The organism is Streptomyces sp. BK239 (assembly GCF_004217285.1).
Taxonomy (GTDB): domain Bacteria; phylum Actinomycetota; class Actinomycetes; order Streptomycetales; family Streptomycetaceae; genus Streptomyces.
Window position 1 is genome coordinate 47,428 of record NZ_SHKS01000012.1, and the last position, 15,846, is coordinate 63,273.

Here is a 15,846-nt window from a genome sequence, read left to right on the forward strand (position 1 = left end):
CGTAGGGAGTTGAAATCATGGCCCCGAGCGCCATGAGCAGTGGCAGTGAATTCAGTGAAGAATTCGGCGGAGGGAAGGACCGGTCCGCTTCACTCTCCGAAGCCCGGCCGGTCCCGTACTGGCTTGAGGATCCCGGAAAGCCCCGGCCCGAGGCCGCCCTCACCGGCCCCGCCACCTGCGATCTGCTGGTCGTCGGAGGCGGCTACAGCGGACTGTGGACCGCGCTGATCGCCAAGGAACGCGATCCCGGGCGGGACGTGGTGCTGCTGGAGGCCCGTGAGGTGGGCTGGGCCGCCTCGGGCCGCAACGGGGGCTTCTGCGCGGCCTCCCTCACCCACGGGCTGGCCAACGGTCTGGCCCGCTGGCCGCGGGAGATCCGCGTCCTCCAGGAGCTGGGGACGCGCAACCTCGACGAGATCGAGGCGGCGGTCGCCCGGTACGGCATCGACTGCGACTTCGAGCGCACCGGCGAGATCGACGTCGCCACCGAGCCCTACCAGGCCCGGGAACTGCGCGACTGGTACGCCGAGATCGACCGCCGGGGCCTCGCCGAGGACGTCGAGTTCCTCGACGCCGACGCGGTGCGGGAGCAGGTCGCCTCGCCCACCTTCCAGGCCGGGCTGTACGACCGGCGGGGCGTGGCCATGCTGCACCCGGCGAAACTCGCCTGGGGTCTGAAACGGGCCTGCCTGCGGCTCGGCGTCCGCGTCCACGAGCACACGCCCGCGCTGACGCTGAAGCCGTACGGCGCGGGAATGGCCGTGAGCACCCCGTACGGGAGGATCCGCGCCCGGCAGGTCGCGCTGGGGACGAACATCTTCCCCAGCCTGGTGCGGCGGGTGCGGTCGTACACCGTGCCGGTCTACGACTACGCGCTGATGACCGAGCCGCTGACGGCGGAGCAGCTGGCGTCCGTCGGCTGGAAGAACCGGCAGGGCCTCGGGGACTCCGCCAACCAGTTCCACTACTTCCGGCTGTCCGCCGACAACCGGATTCTGTGGGGCGGCTACGACGCGATCTACCCCTTCGGCGGGCAGGTCCGCGCCGAGTACGACGACCGGCCCGAGACCTACGCCAAGCTGGCCGGGCACTTCTTCACCTGCTTCCCGCAGCTGGAGGGCGTCCGCTTCACGCACGCGTGGGGCGGCGCCATCGACACCTGCTCGCGCTTCTCGGCCTTCTTCGGCGCCGCGCACCAGGGGAAGGTCGCATACGCCGCCGGCTACACCGGGCTGGGCGTCGGGGCGACCCGGTTCGGCGCGGAGGTGATGCTCGACCTGCTGTCGGGGGAGCGCACCGAGCGCACCTCACTGGAGATGGTCCGCAAGAAGCCGCTGCCCTTCCCGCCCGAGCCGTTCGCCTGGACCGGCATCGCCCTCACCAAGTGGTCGCTGGCCCGCGCGGACGCCCGGGAGGGGCGGCGCAACCTGTGGCTGCGGACGATGGACCGGCTCGGCCTGGGCTTCGACAGCTGACGCGGGCGCCGCACCCGGGGGTTCACCCGAACGAGTGGGCCGAACCCGCGTAATGCCCGCAGCGGACCCCCCTCTCCTCCTTCTGACGCGCCCGCGTGGATCTCGCACTCGACGAGGGACACCAGGACACCAGGACACCAGGAACACGAGGAAGAGGGGGTCCGCCCATGGCAGGTCCGAAGACGGCGGCTCAGTGGCTCGCATCGGTGGCGCCGGATCCGCGGGCCTGCCGCCGGGAATGGGAGCGCAGCCCCCTCGGGGTCGCCCTGCTGCCGGCCGGCAAGGCCTGGGACGTCCTGATCCTGCCGGGCGGCCTCGGCTATCCCACGCTCGACGTCCTCACCCGCATCCTCGACCGGCCCGGCCCCGTGCTGGTCGACTTCGGCGACGACCGCATGGGCTTCTTCGTGCCGCCCGGCACGGCAGCCCGCTGGATCGGCACCGGCGTCCGCTCGGCCGGCGCCGGCACCTGGATCGTCGTCCCCCACCCCGACCGGTCCACGGCCGGGGTGCGCTGGCTGATCCCGCCGGACGGCACGGGCACCCTCACCGACGCGGCCCTCCTGGAACTCGCCATGCACGAGGCGGCGGCGGGCCGAGCCGGCCGGGGCGGCGGACTCGGCTGACGAGGGCCGGCTTCGAGCGGCCGGCCGTACGGCTACTCCGTGGACGTCGCCTTCAGGGCCAGCCAGAGCTCCATCCGGGCGTCGGGATCGTCCAGGGAGCGGCCGAGGATCTCCTCCACCCGGCGCATGCGGTAGCGCAGGGTGTGGCGGTGGACGCCCAGGTCGGCCGCGGCCGCGTCCCACTGGCCGTGCCGGGAGAGCCAGGCGCGCAGCGAGGCGACCAGGTCGCCGCGGCCGGTGGCGTCGTGTTCGCGCAGGGCGCGCAGCAGGCCGTCCGCGAAGGCCTTCACCGCGTCGTCCGCGAGCAGCGGCAGCACCGAGCCCGCCGCCAGTTGCTCGTGCTCGACGAGGACGCGGCCCCGGCGGCGGGCCACCGACAGCGCCTGCTCGGCCTGCTTGTAGGCGGTCGCCGCCGCGATCGGACCGGCCGGCGCGGACAGGCCGACGACCATCGCGTCCTCGTCGCCGTCCCCGCCGCCGGCCCGCTTGCCCTCCCGCGCCGCCGCGTACCGCGTGCAGGCCGCCACCGCCGCCCCGCCGTCCGCCGCCAGCGCCACCAGCCGGCCGCCCTCGGGCACCACCAGCACCGCTTCCCCCGACCGGGCCGCCGCCGACTCCGCCACGTCGACCAGACCCGCGAGGCCGGCGAGCGGATCCCCCGCCGGCTTGGTGGACGCCGGCTCGGCCACGAGGACCCTGAACGGCGCGTCCAGCAGCTCGCCGTACAGGTCCCCGGCGACGGCCCGCGCGTGGTCCGGCTCGCCCGCCAGCAGCATGCGCAGCACCGCCGCGCCCAGCCGCTGCTCCGCCGCCTGCAGCGAGCGGGAGCGCTCCATGGTGAGGGTGAGCAAGGCGATCGCCGAGTGCACCGCGTACCGCTCCGCCGTGCCGAGCGCCGCCGCCGTCCCCACCGCCAGCGTCGCGCGCGGGCGACGGCCGGCGCCGAGGGAGTGCAGCTCGACGCGGTCGGCGTTCTCGGGGGCGTCCGCCGGCTTGGCTTCCCCCGCGCCCTGGGCGGGCGCGGAGCCACCGGGCCCGCCGACCACCGCCGAGGCCGGCGTCGGGCGCTCCCTCAGCCGCTCCACCTCCGCGGTGAGCCGCGCCGCCCGCCGCCCCGCCCACTCGGGCGCCGCCGCCACGACCGAGCCCGACGCGTCGTACAGCGCGGCCCAGCCGTCGACCTGCGAGGCGAGCGCGGAGAGCAGACCCTCCGGACCGGCCGCCAGGGCCTGTTTCGTCAACTCCCGCTGGGCCGCGAACCCGGCCGTCACCGCCCGGTACTGGTCGGCCGCTATCGCCGCCGACACCGCCTTGCTGATCGCGAGGAACGGTGTGCGGCGCGGCACCTCCAGCAGCGGCAGGCCCTCCTTCTCCGCCGCCTCCACCAGCGCCGTCGGGATCTCGTCGTAGGCGACCCCGACGGCGAAGCCCAGCCCCACCACGCCCGCCCCGGCCAGCCGCCGCACATAGCGCCGCATGGCCTGCGGGTCCTCCGCGTCCAGCTTCAGCGCGGTGATCAGCAGCAGTTCCCCGCCCTCCATGTACGGCACGGGGTCGGCGAGCTCGCTGACGTGCGCCCAGCGCACCGGCACGTCGAGACGGTCCCCGCCCGCCCGCACGGTCAGCTTCAGCGCCGAGTGGTGGACGAGCGAGGCAAGCGTGGGAGCCATGGGGCCTTCAGGTCTCGGGCCTCAGGTCGGCAGGGGCGACCGGGCAGGTGATCCATTGGCCGCTTCGTATGAAGAGCCTGTGCCGATTCTGCCTCACTGTAGGGGTCCCGGTGTCGCGTTCAGCCCCTCAGGTCCAGCAGCAGCGGCGGCGTGTGCTCACCCTTGACGCTGGTCAGCGACAACACCGCGTGCCCCGGCGGCACCTCGTGCGCCAGCTGCGACGCCGACCACCGCTCCCGCTCCACCTGGCGCACGGTCACCGCGTCCGTGGTCACCGCCCGGCCGGTCACCAGCTTGCGCAGGGCGTGCAGCGCGCGGGTCATCGGCTGGTCGGCGAAGACCGTGTGCTGGGCGACCTCCTTCGTCTCCACCCACTCGGTGCCCCAGCTCTGCGCGAACCGGCCGCCGTCCCAGGTGGTGATCCCGGAGAACGCCATCCGGCAGCCGACGGCCGCGTACAGCGGGCCGTGCAGCGCCTCCGGGACGTCGGCGACGCTGCGCAGGGCGAGCAGCACGCCCGCGTTCTGCGAGCGCAGCCGCTGGACGCGGCGCACCGAGTCCGCGGTGACGGCCCCCGTCGCGTCGTCCAGCACCAGACACACGAAGTGCGCGCGCCGCCCCTCCCGGACGACCGAGTGGAACTGGGCCAGCACGAGCCGGGTGATCAGCCGCCCGGCCTCCTCGTGCCCCCGCTCGGGCAGGTCGATCCGGACCCGCAGCGGGTGGTGGGCGAGCGCGCGCAACGAGAACGCCCGCCGCTCACCGCCGCCCGCGTGGTGGTCCTCACCTCCGGCGGCCCGCTCACCGCCCCCGAAGAACCCCGCGAACGCCGGACGGTTCAGCAGCGCCAGCCGGTCGGCCAGCGCGCGGCCAGGGTCGCCCGCAGCGCCCGACTGGCGCACCCGCGCATCCAGTTCGCGGCGCATGACCTCGTCCCCGGCGACGGCCTCCCGCAGCGCGGACAGCGCCGCCGGCTCGCCCTCCAGCAGCTCGCGCAGCACCGGCAACGTCGGGAAACGGCCGTACGCCGACCGGTAGGGGCCGAGCAGCTGGGCGAGCGCCGTGGCCGCGGCCTGGCCGCCGACGGCGTCGAGGTCGCCCACGAGCGCCTCGGCGAGCACCCCGGCCGCCTCGTCCGGGTCCTCCGACTCGGCGTAGGGGTCCAGGTCGTGCACGGACGACCGGTCGCCGATCCGGACGATCACGTCGAACGCGGAGTCCGAGCCGAGCGGGCTCCCCGGGGAGGACACCGCCACGAAGGCGCACCCCCCGGTCAGCGCCCGCAGCGCCAGCGCCTCCGTCACGGGCTCGACGAGCGTGCGCGTCTTGCCGGAACCGGACGGCCCCACGGCCAGCAGCGAGGTGCCCAGCACGTCCGGGCCGAGCGCCGCGCCGGCCTCGTGGTACGGCAGCGGCGCGCGCTCACCGGCCACCCAGCGCCCGATGCGCACCTGACCGGCCAGCACGTCGTGCCGGGCGGCCCGCCGGGGCAGGTCGCGGGAGCCGGAGGGGTGGGTCCAGGCGGCGCCGCCCTCGCGCAGCACGGTGTCCCGGAAGTCGCCGGAACCCGACTCCCACGCGCGGGTGAGGCGCGCGCAGTCCACGTCGTTCATCCGCCCGGCGGCCACCTCGGCGGTCAGCACCTCCGCCGCCTCGTACTGCCCGGCCTCCCGCAGCCGCGGCCACTGCGCGCGCGGCAGCTCCACGGGGGCCGGCGCGGCGGGGTCGGCGGCCGCGCGCCGGGCGGCGAGCCGTTCCCTCAGATACGGCAGCCAGCCGCCGACCACCGCGAACGGCCACGCCACCAGCAGGGTGATCACCGCGTACAGCGAGTCGGTGAACAAGGGGGAGGCGAACAGCTCGTAGCCGCCGGAGACCAGGACGACGAGCGAGAACAGCGGGGCGACCACCGGCAGGGGGTCCCAGCCGACGCCGGGGAAGGCGTCCGGGAACACGAAGCTCAGCGCGACCAGCGCGCCCAGCAGGGCGAGCAGCGCCCGCGAGGGCTGCGGCCGGCGGCCGACGAAGTGACGTACGGCCTCCGCCCAGCCGCCCAGCCGGCCCATCGCGTAGAGGAGGACGGCGAAGAAGACGCCGTCGTAGACCACCCGGGCCTCCGCGCCCTCCGTGGTCTTCGGCGAGGCGATGGTGCCGCCCCACCACCAGTCGTCCGGGGTGAACAGGCGCAGCGGGGCGAACTGGTAGGGGACGCCGCCGCGCCGCCACAGAGACCACAGCACCAGCGCGACCACCAGCGGGATCAGCATCCCGACGACCGTCACCGGCGCCAGCCGCTGCGCAGCACGCCCCTCCTTCGGCGGCCGGTACCCGAGACGCCAGACGCCGGGCCGTGCCTCGGGCCGCGGCTCGTTCAGCCAGGCGGCCACGGCGGAGGAGGGGGGCTGCGCCGGCTCCGCGCTCTGCTCGGACGCGCCTGGAGCCCGCGTCGGCCGGGGCGGTGTCCGTGGGGGCGCCGGGGGTACCTGGGACGGGGTCGGCGGCGTCGGCGGCGGCCCCGCAGGGCGTGGTACAGGGCTCGCGTGTGTGTCGTGCGTGTCCCGCGTCCCGTCGCTGTTCATCGCCCTTGCCCCCTGACCAGCCGCTCCGTCCACCGTCAGCGAGTCAATCTAACGCCCCGTCCGAAGGAGTCCACCGCTCACACGGCCGGGCCCGGTCCGGGGGCCGCCGGGCCCGCTATGTCCACGGCGGACAACCGGTCCCGGCGACAACGCCCACATGGAGCATGCCCACCCTTTCCGAACCGCCCTAACCTGCGAGAAACGAAGTCCGAGCGTCCTCACCACACCCGGAACAACCGGAACCGCCGCACACCCGGAATCCCGGGTCGCAAGATCATCAGGGAGCCCCCATGACCGCACTTCCGCAGGAGCGCCGCGTCGTCACCGCCATCCCCGGCCCGAAGTCGCAGGAGCTGCAGGCCCGCCGCACCGCCGTGGTCGCGCAGGGCGTCGGTTCCGTGCTGCCGGTGTTCACCGCGCGCGCCGGCGGCGGCATCATCGAGGACGTCGACGGCAACCGCCTCATCGACTTCGGCTCCGGCATCGCCGTGACCTCCGTCGGCGCCTCCGCCGAGGCCGTCGTGCGCCGCGCGAGCGCCCAGCTCGCCGACTTCACCCACACCTGTTTCATGGTCACCCCCTACGAGGGCTACGTGGAGGTCGCCGAGGCCCTCGCCGAGCTCACCCCGGGTGACCACGCCAAGAAGTCCGCGCTGTTCAACTCCGGCGCCGAGGCCGTCGAGAACGCCGTCAAGATCGCCCGTTCTTACACCAAGCGCCAGGCGGTCGTCGTCTTCGACCACGGCTACCACGGCCGCACCAACCTCACCATGGCGCTGACGGCGAAGAACATGCCGTACAAGCACGGCTTCGGCCCGTTCGCGCCCGAGGTCTACCGCGTCCCGGTCGCCTACGGCTACCGCTGGCCGACCGGCCCGGAGAACGCCGGCCCCGAGGCCGCCGCGCAGGCCATCGACCAGATCACCAAGCAGGTCGGCGCGGACAACGTGGCCGCGATCATCATCGAGCCGGTGCTCGGCGAGGGCGGCTTCATCGAGCCGGCCCGGGGCTTCCTGCCCGCGATCCGCCAGTTCGCCGCCGACAACGGCATCGTGTTCGTCGCCGACGAGATCCAGTCCGGCTTCTGCCGCACCGGCCAGTGGTTCGCCTGCGAGGACGAGGGCATCGTCCCCGACCTGATCACCACCGCCAAGGGCATCGCGGGCGGTCTGCCGCTCGCCGCCGTCACCGGCCGCGCCGAGATCATGGACGCCGCGCACGCGGGCGGCCTCGGCGGCACCTACGGCGGCAACCCGGTCGCCTGCGCCGGCGCGCTCGGCTCCATCGAGACGATGAAGGAGCTCGACCTCAACGCGCGGGCGAAGAGCATCGAGGCGACCATGAAGGCCCGTCTCACCGCCATGCAGGACAAGTTCGACGTCATCGGCGACGTCCGCGGCCGGGGCGCGATGATCGCGATCGAGCTGGTCAAGGACCGCGCCACCAAGGAGCCGAACCCGGAGGCGACCGCCGCGCTCGCCAAGGCCTGCCACCAGGAGGGGCTGCTCGTCCTGACCTGCGGCACCTACGGCAACGTGCTGCGCTTCCTGCCCCCGCTGGTCATCGGCGACGACCTGCTCAACGAGGGACTCGACATCATCGAGCAGGCCTTCGCCCGCGTCTGAGGAGTGCGGCGCCGGGGGCAGAGTGTGAAGAACGTGTGCGGGGTGGATGGCGGGACGGAAATCCGTCTGTCGCCGCGGGATCGACTGCCGTAGGTTCTAGGCAGATGAGAGATACACCCTGCCCGCAGGTGACTGCGGGCGCCCAGGCCGGGGCCTCCCCAGCTCCGACCTGGTCGTGCTTCGCGCACACAACCGGGGCCCAGCGCTTCGGATCTCCTCACCGATCGGACGGTCGCCCGCCCCAAACCCCCCGGGGCGGCCGGCGTTCCGGTCCGGACGGCCACCCCGGAACCACCCCCCCTGTTCCGGGGTGGCCGACCTCCTTCTGACGCGCCGACCACGCGACGCGGACCCCGGGACCTCACGGCCCGGGGTCTTCTTCTTCCCGCGGGTCCCACGAGCGGTTCCGTACGAGCGCACACCTGCCCCACTTGCCCGACTTGCCGCACGTCCGCCCCGCGCGACGGGCCGCACCTGACAAGCTGGGCGCATGCCGACCCGCCCCCACCAGCGAGCCGAGGGCGCGTCCGCGCCGCAGGCGATCCCCGACCGGGCTCCGGGAGCCCGCAGGCCGGGCCTCGAGTTCACGTTCCTGCTGGGCCTGCCCGCCCTCCTCTTCGTCCTCATCACCTGGCAGGTCGCCGTGGACGGCCCGCTGCTGCGGTTCGACGGACGCCTCAGCCACGCCCTCGTCCACCCCGACCGCGCCTCCGACCTGCTGTCCGCCCTGGGGAACGTGGAGATCGCCGTACCGGCCCTGCTGCTGGCCGCCCTGTACGCCGTCCGCCGGGGCAACGCGGCCGGCCGGCGCCGATGGTGGCTGCCGCCGGTCACCGCGTTCGTCCTGCTGACGCTGGTGGCGCTGATCGTCGTACCGCTGAAGGAGTGGACGGCCCGGCCCGGCACGCCCGTCGTGCCGCCCGCCACCGGCTACTACCCGTCCGGGCACACGGCGACCGCAGGCGTCGCCTACGGGGCCGCCGTGCTCCTGCTGCTGCCCTGGCTGGTCACCGCGGCCGCCCGGCGCGCGGCGGCCGCCCTCGCCGTCGTCCTGGTGCTGGCCGTCTCGTTCGGGCTGGTCAGACACGGGTACCACTGGCCGCTGGACGTCGTCGCCAGCTGGTGCCTGTGCGTGGTGTTGTTGGGGGCGCTGCGGCTCTTCCTGAGACGCGCCATGAGCGACCCCGCCAAACCGGCGCACCCGCGCCCCGCACCCGTACGACTCGGACAAGCGCCCACGCGCCCCCACAGCCCTACGGTGGACCCGGAAACCCAGCACACCCCCGAACGGAAGGGCCGGACCGACACATGACTTCCACCCACGCCTTCTGGCTCGCCGGCCGCCAGGTCACCGGCGAGGACAGCTTCGACGTCAGCTCCCCGTGGGACGGCCGTCTCGTCGGCAAGGTCAGCGTGCCGACGGACGCCCAGGTCGAGGAGGCCGTGGCCGCCGCGTACGCCGTGCGGGACGAGTTCGCCGCCACCCCCGCCCATGTCCGCGCCGCCGCCCTGGACCACGTCAGCAAGCGCCTCGCCGAGCGCACCGAGGAGATCGCCCGGCTGATCTCCGCGGAGAACGGCAAGCCGATCAAGTGGGCCCGCGGCGAGGTCGGCCGGGCCGTCTCCGTGTTCCGGTTCGCCGCCGAGGAGGCCCGCCGGTTCAACGGCGGCGAGGCGCAGCGCCTGGACACCGACGCCGGCGGCCAGGGGCGTCTGGCGCTGACGCGACGCTTCCCCAAGGGCGTCGTCCTCGGCATCGCGCCGTTCAACTTCCCGCTGAACCTGTGCGCGCACAAGGTCGCCCCTGCCATCGCCGCCGGCGCGCCGATCATCCTCAAGCCGGCCCCGGCCACCCCGCTCTCCGGCCTGATCCTCGGCGACCTGCTCGCCGAGACCGACCTGCCCGCCGGCTCCTGGTCGATCCTCCCGGTCGCCAACGACAAGATGCCCGCCCTCGTCCAGGACGAGCGGCTGCCGGTCATCTCCTTCACCGGTTCCGAGAAGGTCGGCTACGCGATCATGGACTCGGTGCCGCGCAAGCACTGCACCCTGGAGCTCGGCGGCAACGGCGCGGCCGTCGTCCTCGGCGACTGGTCCAGCGACGCGGACCTGGACTGGGCCGCCGCCCGCATCGCCACCTTCTCCAACTACCAGGGCGGCCAGTCCTGCATCTCCGTGCAGCGCGTGATTGCGGACGCCGCCGTGTACGACCGGCTGCTGCCGCGCATCGTCGCCGCCGTCGAGGCCCAGGGCACCGGTGACCCGTCCGACGACGCGACCGACGTCGGCCCGCTGGTCAGCGAGGAGGCGGCCAAGCGCGTCGAGACCTGGGTGGACGAGGCCGTCGCCGCGGGCGCGACCCTGCTCACCGGCGGCAAGCGCGACGGCGCCACCTACGCGCCGACCGTGCTCACCGACGTGCCCGCGGACGTCACGATCGCCTGCGAGGAGGTCTTCGGACCGGTCCTCACCGTGCGCAGGACGGACGGCGAGGACGAGGCCTTCGCCGCCGTCAACGACTCCAAGTACGGCCTTCAGGCGGGCGTGTTCACCCACGACCTCCAGGTCGCCTTCCGCGCCCACCGCGCGCTCGAGGTCGGCGGCGTCGTCATCGGCGACGTGCCCTCCTACCGCGCCGACCAGATGCCCTACGGCGGCGCCAAGCAGTCGGGCGTCGGCCGCGAGGGCGTGCGGTTCGCGATGGACGACTACACCTACGAGCGGGTGCTGGTCCTCACCGGCCTCGCGCTCTGAGCGGACGCCGGGGCGTGGTGCGAGACACGCCGTAGCCCTTCCGAAGGGGCCCGGCACCGAGGCCGTCCGGATGCTGTCCGCATCCTGGGCCTTCCGGTGCCGGGCCCCTTCTCTGCGCCGGCCCCCTCCGGACCCTCAACCGGAGAAGCCGACGCGCGCGAGCCGCAAGGGGCCGCGCAGCCTCAGCCGCAGATCCCGCACGCCCGCCGCGGTGAACGGGGCGTCCAGGGTGACGTAGTCGTACGGTCCCGCCGTCGGCGTCGCGAGGGTCAGCGCGGCGAGGACCGGGCCGCCGTCCACGGTCAGCTCCACCGTGCCCGAGCCGGCCGCCGCCACGCTCACGCCGGCCGTCCCGCCCCCGAAGTCGCAAGCCCGGTACAGCAGTTCGCCCGCGCCGCCCGCGGCCGGCGTCACCGCGTCGCCCGACGCCTTGGTCAGGTCGACGATCTCGGTCCCGCCCTGCTCGTCGAAGTCGACGGCCGCGAGCCCGTCGCGGAGCACCGGGCGCGGGGCGGCCGGCTCCCCGTCGAGCGTGACCGTCGTCCGCAGCCGCACGTCCTCGCTGGAGGAGCCCACCAGCAGGTCGTACGGGCCCGGCTCCAGCCGCCGGCCGCCCCGCGCCACGTCCCAGAACGCGAAGGCGGACAGCGGGACCTCGAAGGACACCTCGGCCCCCTCGCCCGGCGCGAGCGTCAGACGGCGGTGGGCCAGCAGCTCACGGCGCGGCCGGGTCACCGACGGGTCCACCGCGCGCGTGTAGAGCTGCGCCACCTCGTCGGCGGGCACGTCCCCCATGTTGACGACCGTGAAGGACACCCGCGCCGTGTCCTCGCCGTCGTCCCCGAGGCGCGCCTTCAGATCGGCGTACGCGAACGACGCGTACGACAGCCCGTGCCCGAACGGGAACAGCGGCCTGCCCTCGAAGTACAGGTACGTCTGCCGGCCGCCGATCACGTCGTAGTCGAGCAGGTCGGGAAGGTCCGCGTCGTCGGCGTACCAGGTCTGCGGCAGGCGGCCCGCGGGGGAGACGTCGCCGGCCAGCACCCGCGCCAGCGCCGTGCCCCCGGCCTGGCCGCCGTGCGCCGTCCACAGCACCCCGGACAGCGGCCCCGCGTCGAACGCGTACGGGTAGGCCGACACCAGCGCGAGCACCACGCGCGCGTCGCCGGACCGGGCCGCCGCCAGGAGCCGCTCCTGCTGCGCGGGCAGGCGCAGGGTGGTGCGGTCCTCGGTCTCCCGGCCGTTGATGTGCGGGTCGTTGCCCGCCACCACCACGACGACGTCCGCCTCGGCGGCCACCCGGGCCACCGCGTCCTCGCCGCGCTCGACGACGACCAGCTCGAACACCTCGGGCTCGTCCTCGGCAACCTTCACACCCTCGGCGGTGACACAGACGTGGCGACCCGTTCCGATGTGCCGGAGGAGGTGACCGTTGCCATGGGCGTCGGTCCCGGAGCCCGGTGCCGCCTCCAGGCGGAACGTCTCCTGCACCACCCAGCCGCCGGGCCGGTCGGCGGAGGCCCGCAGGAAGCCGTCCTCGGCGACCGAGAGGTAACGGCCGTCGGGAGCGCGCAGGGTGAGGACCCCGTCGCCCCAGTCGGCGAGCGCCAGCTCCGTGCCGGCGGGGCCGGCCGTGAGCGGGGGGAGGTCGGTGCGGCCCGCGAGCAGCGCCGGGTCCAGAGCGCCCTGCGCGCCACGCGTCTCGTCGGCTGCCTCGGGGGCGGCCGGGACGTGCAGGAACGTGCCCGCGGACGTCTTCAGCAGGACGCGGTCCACGCCCTCCGCGAACGCCACGCGGTCCGCCCCGAACCGCTCGTACAACCCCTCCAGGGGAGTCGAGCGGTGGATCAGCGTGCCGCTGTACCAGTCGAGCTTGCACTCGTCGGCGAGCGGGCCGACCACCGCGATCCGGGTGTCGGCGGCGAGCGGCAGGACGCCGTCGTTGCGCAGCAGGACCACCGCCTGCTCGGCGGCCTCCAGGGCGAGTGCGCGGTGGGCCGGGGTGTCGAACTCGCCGGTGTCCGCGTGCGGGTCGTGGTGCGGGTCGAACTCGCCGAGGCGGAAACGGACCGAGAGCTGCCGGCGGACCGCCGTGTCGACGTCGGCCTCGGTCAGCAGGCCCCGCTCCAGCGCGCCCCGCACCCGGGCGGTGATCTGCGAACCGTCCGTGCCGTGGTCGGTGAAGCTGTCCACGCCGGCGGTGAGCGAGGCCGCCGTCGCCTCCTCGTGCGTGTCGAAGTAGTGCTCGGAGTCGACCAGGTTGGAGGGGGCGCCCGCGTCCGAGCACACCATCAGCTCCTGCTCGGTCCAGGTGCGCAACTGCTCCCGCAGATACGGCGAGACATGGTTGGGACGCCCGTTGACCAGGTTGTACGCCGGCATCACCCCGGCGACCGCGCCCGCCTCGACCGTCTCGCGGAAGGCGCGCAGATCGTACTCGTGCAGCACGCGCGGCCGGACCGAGGAGGACGTGACGTCGCGGCCGGTCTCGTTGTTGTGGGCCAGCCAGTGCTTGAGGACCGGCGCGGTGCGCCAGTACGTCGGATGCTCGCCGCGCAGCCCGCGGGTGTAGGCGGTCGCGATGGCGGAGGTCAGCTTCGGGTCCTCGGAGTAGCCCTCCTCGTTGCGGCCCCACAGCGGGTGGCGCAGCAGGTTGACCGTGGGCGACCAGACGTTCAGGCCCACCCGCTCGTCGCGGGCGCGCATCGCGCGGACCTCCCGGGACACCGCCTCGCCGACCCGGCGCACCAGGTCCGGGTTCCAGGTCGCGCCGAGCCCCACCGCCTGCGGGAACACCGTCGCCGGGCCCATCCAGGCCACCCCGTGCAGCGCCTCCTGGCCGGTGCGGAACGCGGCGATCCCCAGGCGTTCGACGGCGGGGACGAACTGGTGCAGGAAGGAGATCTTCTCGTCCAGGGTCAGCCGCGCCAGCAGGTCGTCGACGCGCTTCGGGAACGGCAGCTGCGGATCGCGGAAAGGCGGCGTGGGCGGCATGGATGCGGTCACGTGGGGATCCCTCGGCGCTGGAGCGGAAGAATGCTTTCGAAGCGCTTCGATGCTCATTCGCCTCGGGGGTGGGTGTCAAGGGACCCCACCGCAACAAGTCCGACAACCAGGCGTCATTTCAAGCCGACTGTGCGCATGGGCGGAACCTGCGAAGCGCCGAGGAATCTTGGGAACGACCCTTGTGTACCCCCTGCCCTTCACTTAACCTCGCAGCAACATCGAAGCGCTTCGACGATCCTACGAGCGGCTGGAGTCGCCATCGGGTGCGCCCAGGCCTGGGAAGACCGGGAGTCGGGACGCGCTTCAGCTCAGCCAGATCCACTCGAGACACCGCAGCCGACGGCCACCGCCGGGTGTCCTGGTGCGCCATGAAGGGTTGACGCAATGACGCCGAACGCCGCTTCCCCCTCCTCAGGTCCTTCCGGGCCCAGCCGGAGAAGCTTCCTCGCCTCCACGGCGGTCGCCACCGCAGCGGTGGCGGGAGGAATGCCGTTGCTCGCCGCCTGCGGCGGCTCGGACGGCGGCTCGCGCGACGGCACCACCTCGGGGAAGAAGGCCAAGAAGATCCTGCCGACGTTCGTCGCCGGCAACATCGTCACCCCCGACATCGCCTCCAAGAACGGCTCCGCGGTCGGCTTCACCGGCAAGCTCGACCTCGCGGGCCTGAAGTCCTCCGTGCCGGCGAAGCTCGGCAAGGGCGGCAAGGTCACCGTCATGGCCCCGTTCTGGGGCTCGCCGCCGAAGGGCGACAACGCCTACTACAAGGCGATGAACGACCTGGCCGGCGTCGACGTCCAGTGGCGCAACCAGGACGGCAACACCTACGACCAGAAGCTCGGCGCGGTCCTCGCCTCCAGCGACGTCCCGGACATGGTGGTCATCCCCGGCTGGAACATGGGCGGCAAGATACCGAGCGCCATCATCGGCAAGTTCGCCGACCTCGGCCCCCACCTCTCCGGGGACGCGGTCAAGGAGTTCCCCAACCTGGCGGCGATCCCGACCGAGGCCTGGCAGCGCTCCATCTTCGGCGGCAGGCTGATGGGCCTGCCGATCCCCGCCTCGTACGTCCCGAACATCGTGCCCTGCTACCGCCAGGACGTCTTCGACAAGGAGGGCTACCAAGTCCCCAAGTCCGCCGACGAGTTCCTGGCGCTGTGCAAGGAGGTCACCAACGCCAGGGCCAAGCGGTGGGCCTGCGGCGACATGAAGTGGACGGCGTTCAACATCTTCGGCGTGCTGTCCGGCGGCGAGAAGCCCCTCGGCTGGGACATGGTCGACGGCAAGCTGGTCAACCGCATCGAGACGGAGGCCTTCCTCGAGGCGCTGGAGTGGACCCGCAAGCTGTTCGCCGCCAAGGTCGTCCACCCCGACTTCGAGCTGGGCAAGAGCCAGGCCACCGACCCGGCGCCCAAGTTCGCCGCCGGCGAGTTCCTGATCTGGAACAACGACATCTCCAACTGGTACGTCCAGACCGCGAGCCAGGCCGCCCAGAACCCCGCCTTCAAGATCTGGGGCATGGACCTCTTCGGCCACGACGGCGGGCAGCCCACCCTGTGGGCCACCAACCCGGCCAACATGTTCGCCTTCGTCAACAAGAAGGCCTCCGAGGCCGTCGTCCGCGACGCGCTGGCGCTCGCCAACGTGACCGCCGCCCCGTACGGCACCAAGGAGTACATGCTCACCAACTACGGCGTCGAGGGCACCCACTACACGGTGAAGGACGGCGTGCCCGTCAAGAACGACAAGGGCAACAACGAGGTCGCCAACTCCTACACATTCGTCTCCGCCCCCGCCGCGACCATCGCCCACCCCGACTTCCCGGCCGTCGCCAAGGGCCAGGTCGAATGGCAGCAGCGGATGGGCGCCTTCACCAAGAAGTCGGCCTTCTACGGGATGCAGATCACCGAGCCGACGCGGTTCACCAACCTCACCAACGACGTGGAGCAGTTGGAGGACGACATCGTCCGCGGCCGCAAGAAGGTCAGCGACATGCAGCAGTTCGTCGCCGACTGGAAGAGCAAGGGCGGCGACCAACTCCGCGACTGGTACAAGAAGCTGCTCGACGACAACGGCTCGGCGGCGAGCTGAGCCGGCTGCGAGGCAAGGAGAAC

General features: G+C 73.4%; 9 protein-coding genes. 6 read left to right on the plus strand and 3 right to left on the minus strand.

What is annotated here, in order from left to right; genetic code table 11:
* Nucleotides 1-17: 17 nt before the first annotated feature.
* Together EV567_RS27430 and EV567_RS27435 are read left to right on the plus strand one after the other, a co-directional pair.
* Nucleotides 18-1,475: an FAD-binding oxidoreductase gene (locus EV567_RS27430; protein WP_130444768.1), complete on the plus strand. Its 1,458-nt coding sequence runs from the start codon at nucleotides 18-20 to the stop codon at nucleotides 1,473-1,475.
* A gap of 167 nt (nucleotides 1,476-1,642) precedes the next feature.
* On the plus strand, nucleotides 1,643-2,101 hold the full coding sequence (locus tag EV567_RS27435; RefSeq protein WP_130444770.1) for a hypothetical protein: 459 nt from the start codon (nucleotides 1,643-1,645) through the stop codon (nucleotides 2,099-2,101).
* Between the two features lie 32 nt (nucleotides 2,102-2,133).
* On the opposite strand, the gene EV567_RS27440 is transcribed toward EV567_RS27435, so the two are convergent.
* Both EV567_RS27440 and EV567_RS27445 read right to left on the minus strand, forming a co-directional pair.
* Nucleotides 2,134-3,771, minus strand: coding sequence for a PucR family transcriptional regulator (locus tag EV567_RS27440; RefSeq protein ID WP_130444772.1), 1,638 nt, complete (start codon nucleotides 3,769-3,771; stop codon nucleotides 2,134-2,136).
* 119 nt (nucleotides 3,772-3,890) lie between these two features.
* Entirely contained in the window at nucleotides 3,891-6,350 is a 2,460-nt protein-coding gene (locus EV567_RS27445) for an ATP/GTP-binding protein (protein WP_130444774.1), read from the minus strand.
* Between the two features lie 290 nt (nucleotides 6,351-6,640).
* On the opposite strand from EV567_RS27445, the gene gabT reads away from it, so the two are divergent.
* From gabT to EV567_RS27465, 3 genes are all read left to right on the plus strand, one after another.
* Entirely contained in the window at nucleotides 6,641-7,975 is a 1,335-nt protein-coding gene (gabT, locus tag EV567_RS27450) for a 4-aminobutyrate--2-oxoglutarate transaminase (RefSeq protein WP_130444776.1), read from the plus strand.
* Between the two features lie 490 nt (nucleotides 7,976-8,465).
* Nucleotides 8,466-9,287 (plus strand): phosphatase PAP2 family protein, encoded by an 822-nt coding sequence (locus EV567_RS27460; protein ID WP_130444778.1) that lies wholly within the window; start codon nucleotides 8,466-8,468, stop codon nucleotides 9,285-9,287.
* Entirely contained in the window at nucleotides 9,284-10,729 is a 1,446-nt protein-coding gene (locus tag EV567_RS27465; RefSeq protein ID WP_130444780.1) for an aldehyde dehydrogenase family protein, read from the plus strand. Before EV567_RS27460 ends, EV567_RS27465 begins: the two co-directional genes overlap by 4 nt.
* Nucleotides 10,730-10,864: 135 nt before the next feature.
* Here EV567_RS27465 and EV567_RS27470 read toward each other — a convergent pair whose 3' ends face one another.
* Nucleotides 10,865-13,735, minus strand: a complete 2,871-nt coding sequence (locus EV567_RS27470; protein ID WP_130444782.1) for a glycoside hydrolase family 3 C-terminal domain-containing protein — start codon at nucleotides 13,733-13,735, stop codon at nucleotides 10,865-10,867.
* A gap of 384 nt (nucleotides 13,736-14,119) precedes the next feature.
* Here EV567_RS27470 and EV567_RS27480 point away from each other — a divergent pair, with 384 nt between their 5' ends.
* Entirely contained in the window at nucleotides 14,120-15,823 is a 1,704-nt protein-coding gene (locus EV567_RS27480) for an extracellular solute-binding protein (protein WP_130444785.1), read from the plus strand.
* Nucleotides 15,824-15,846: the final 23 nt, after the last annotated feature.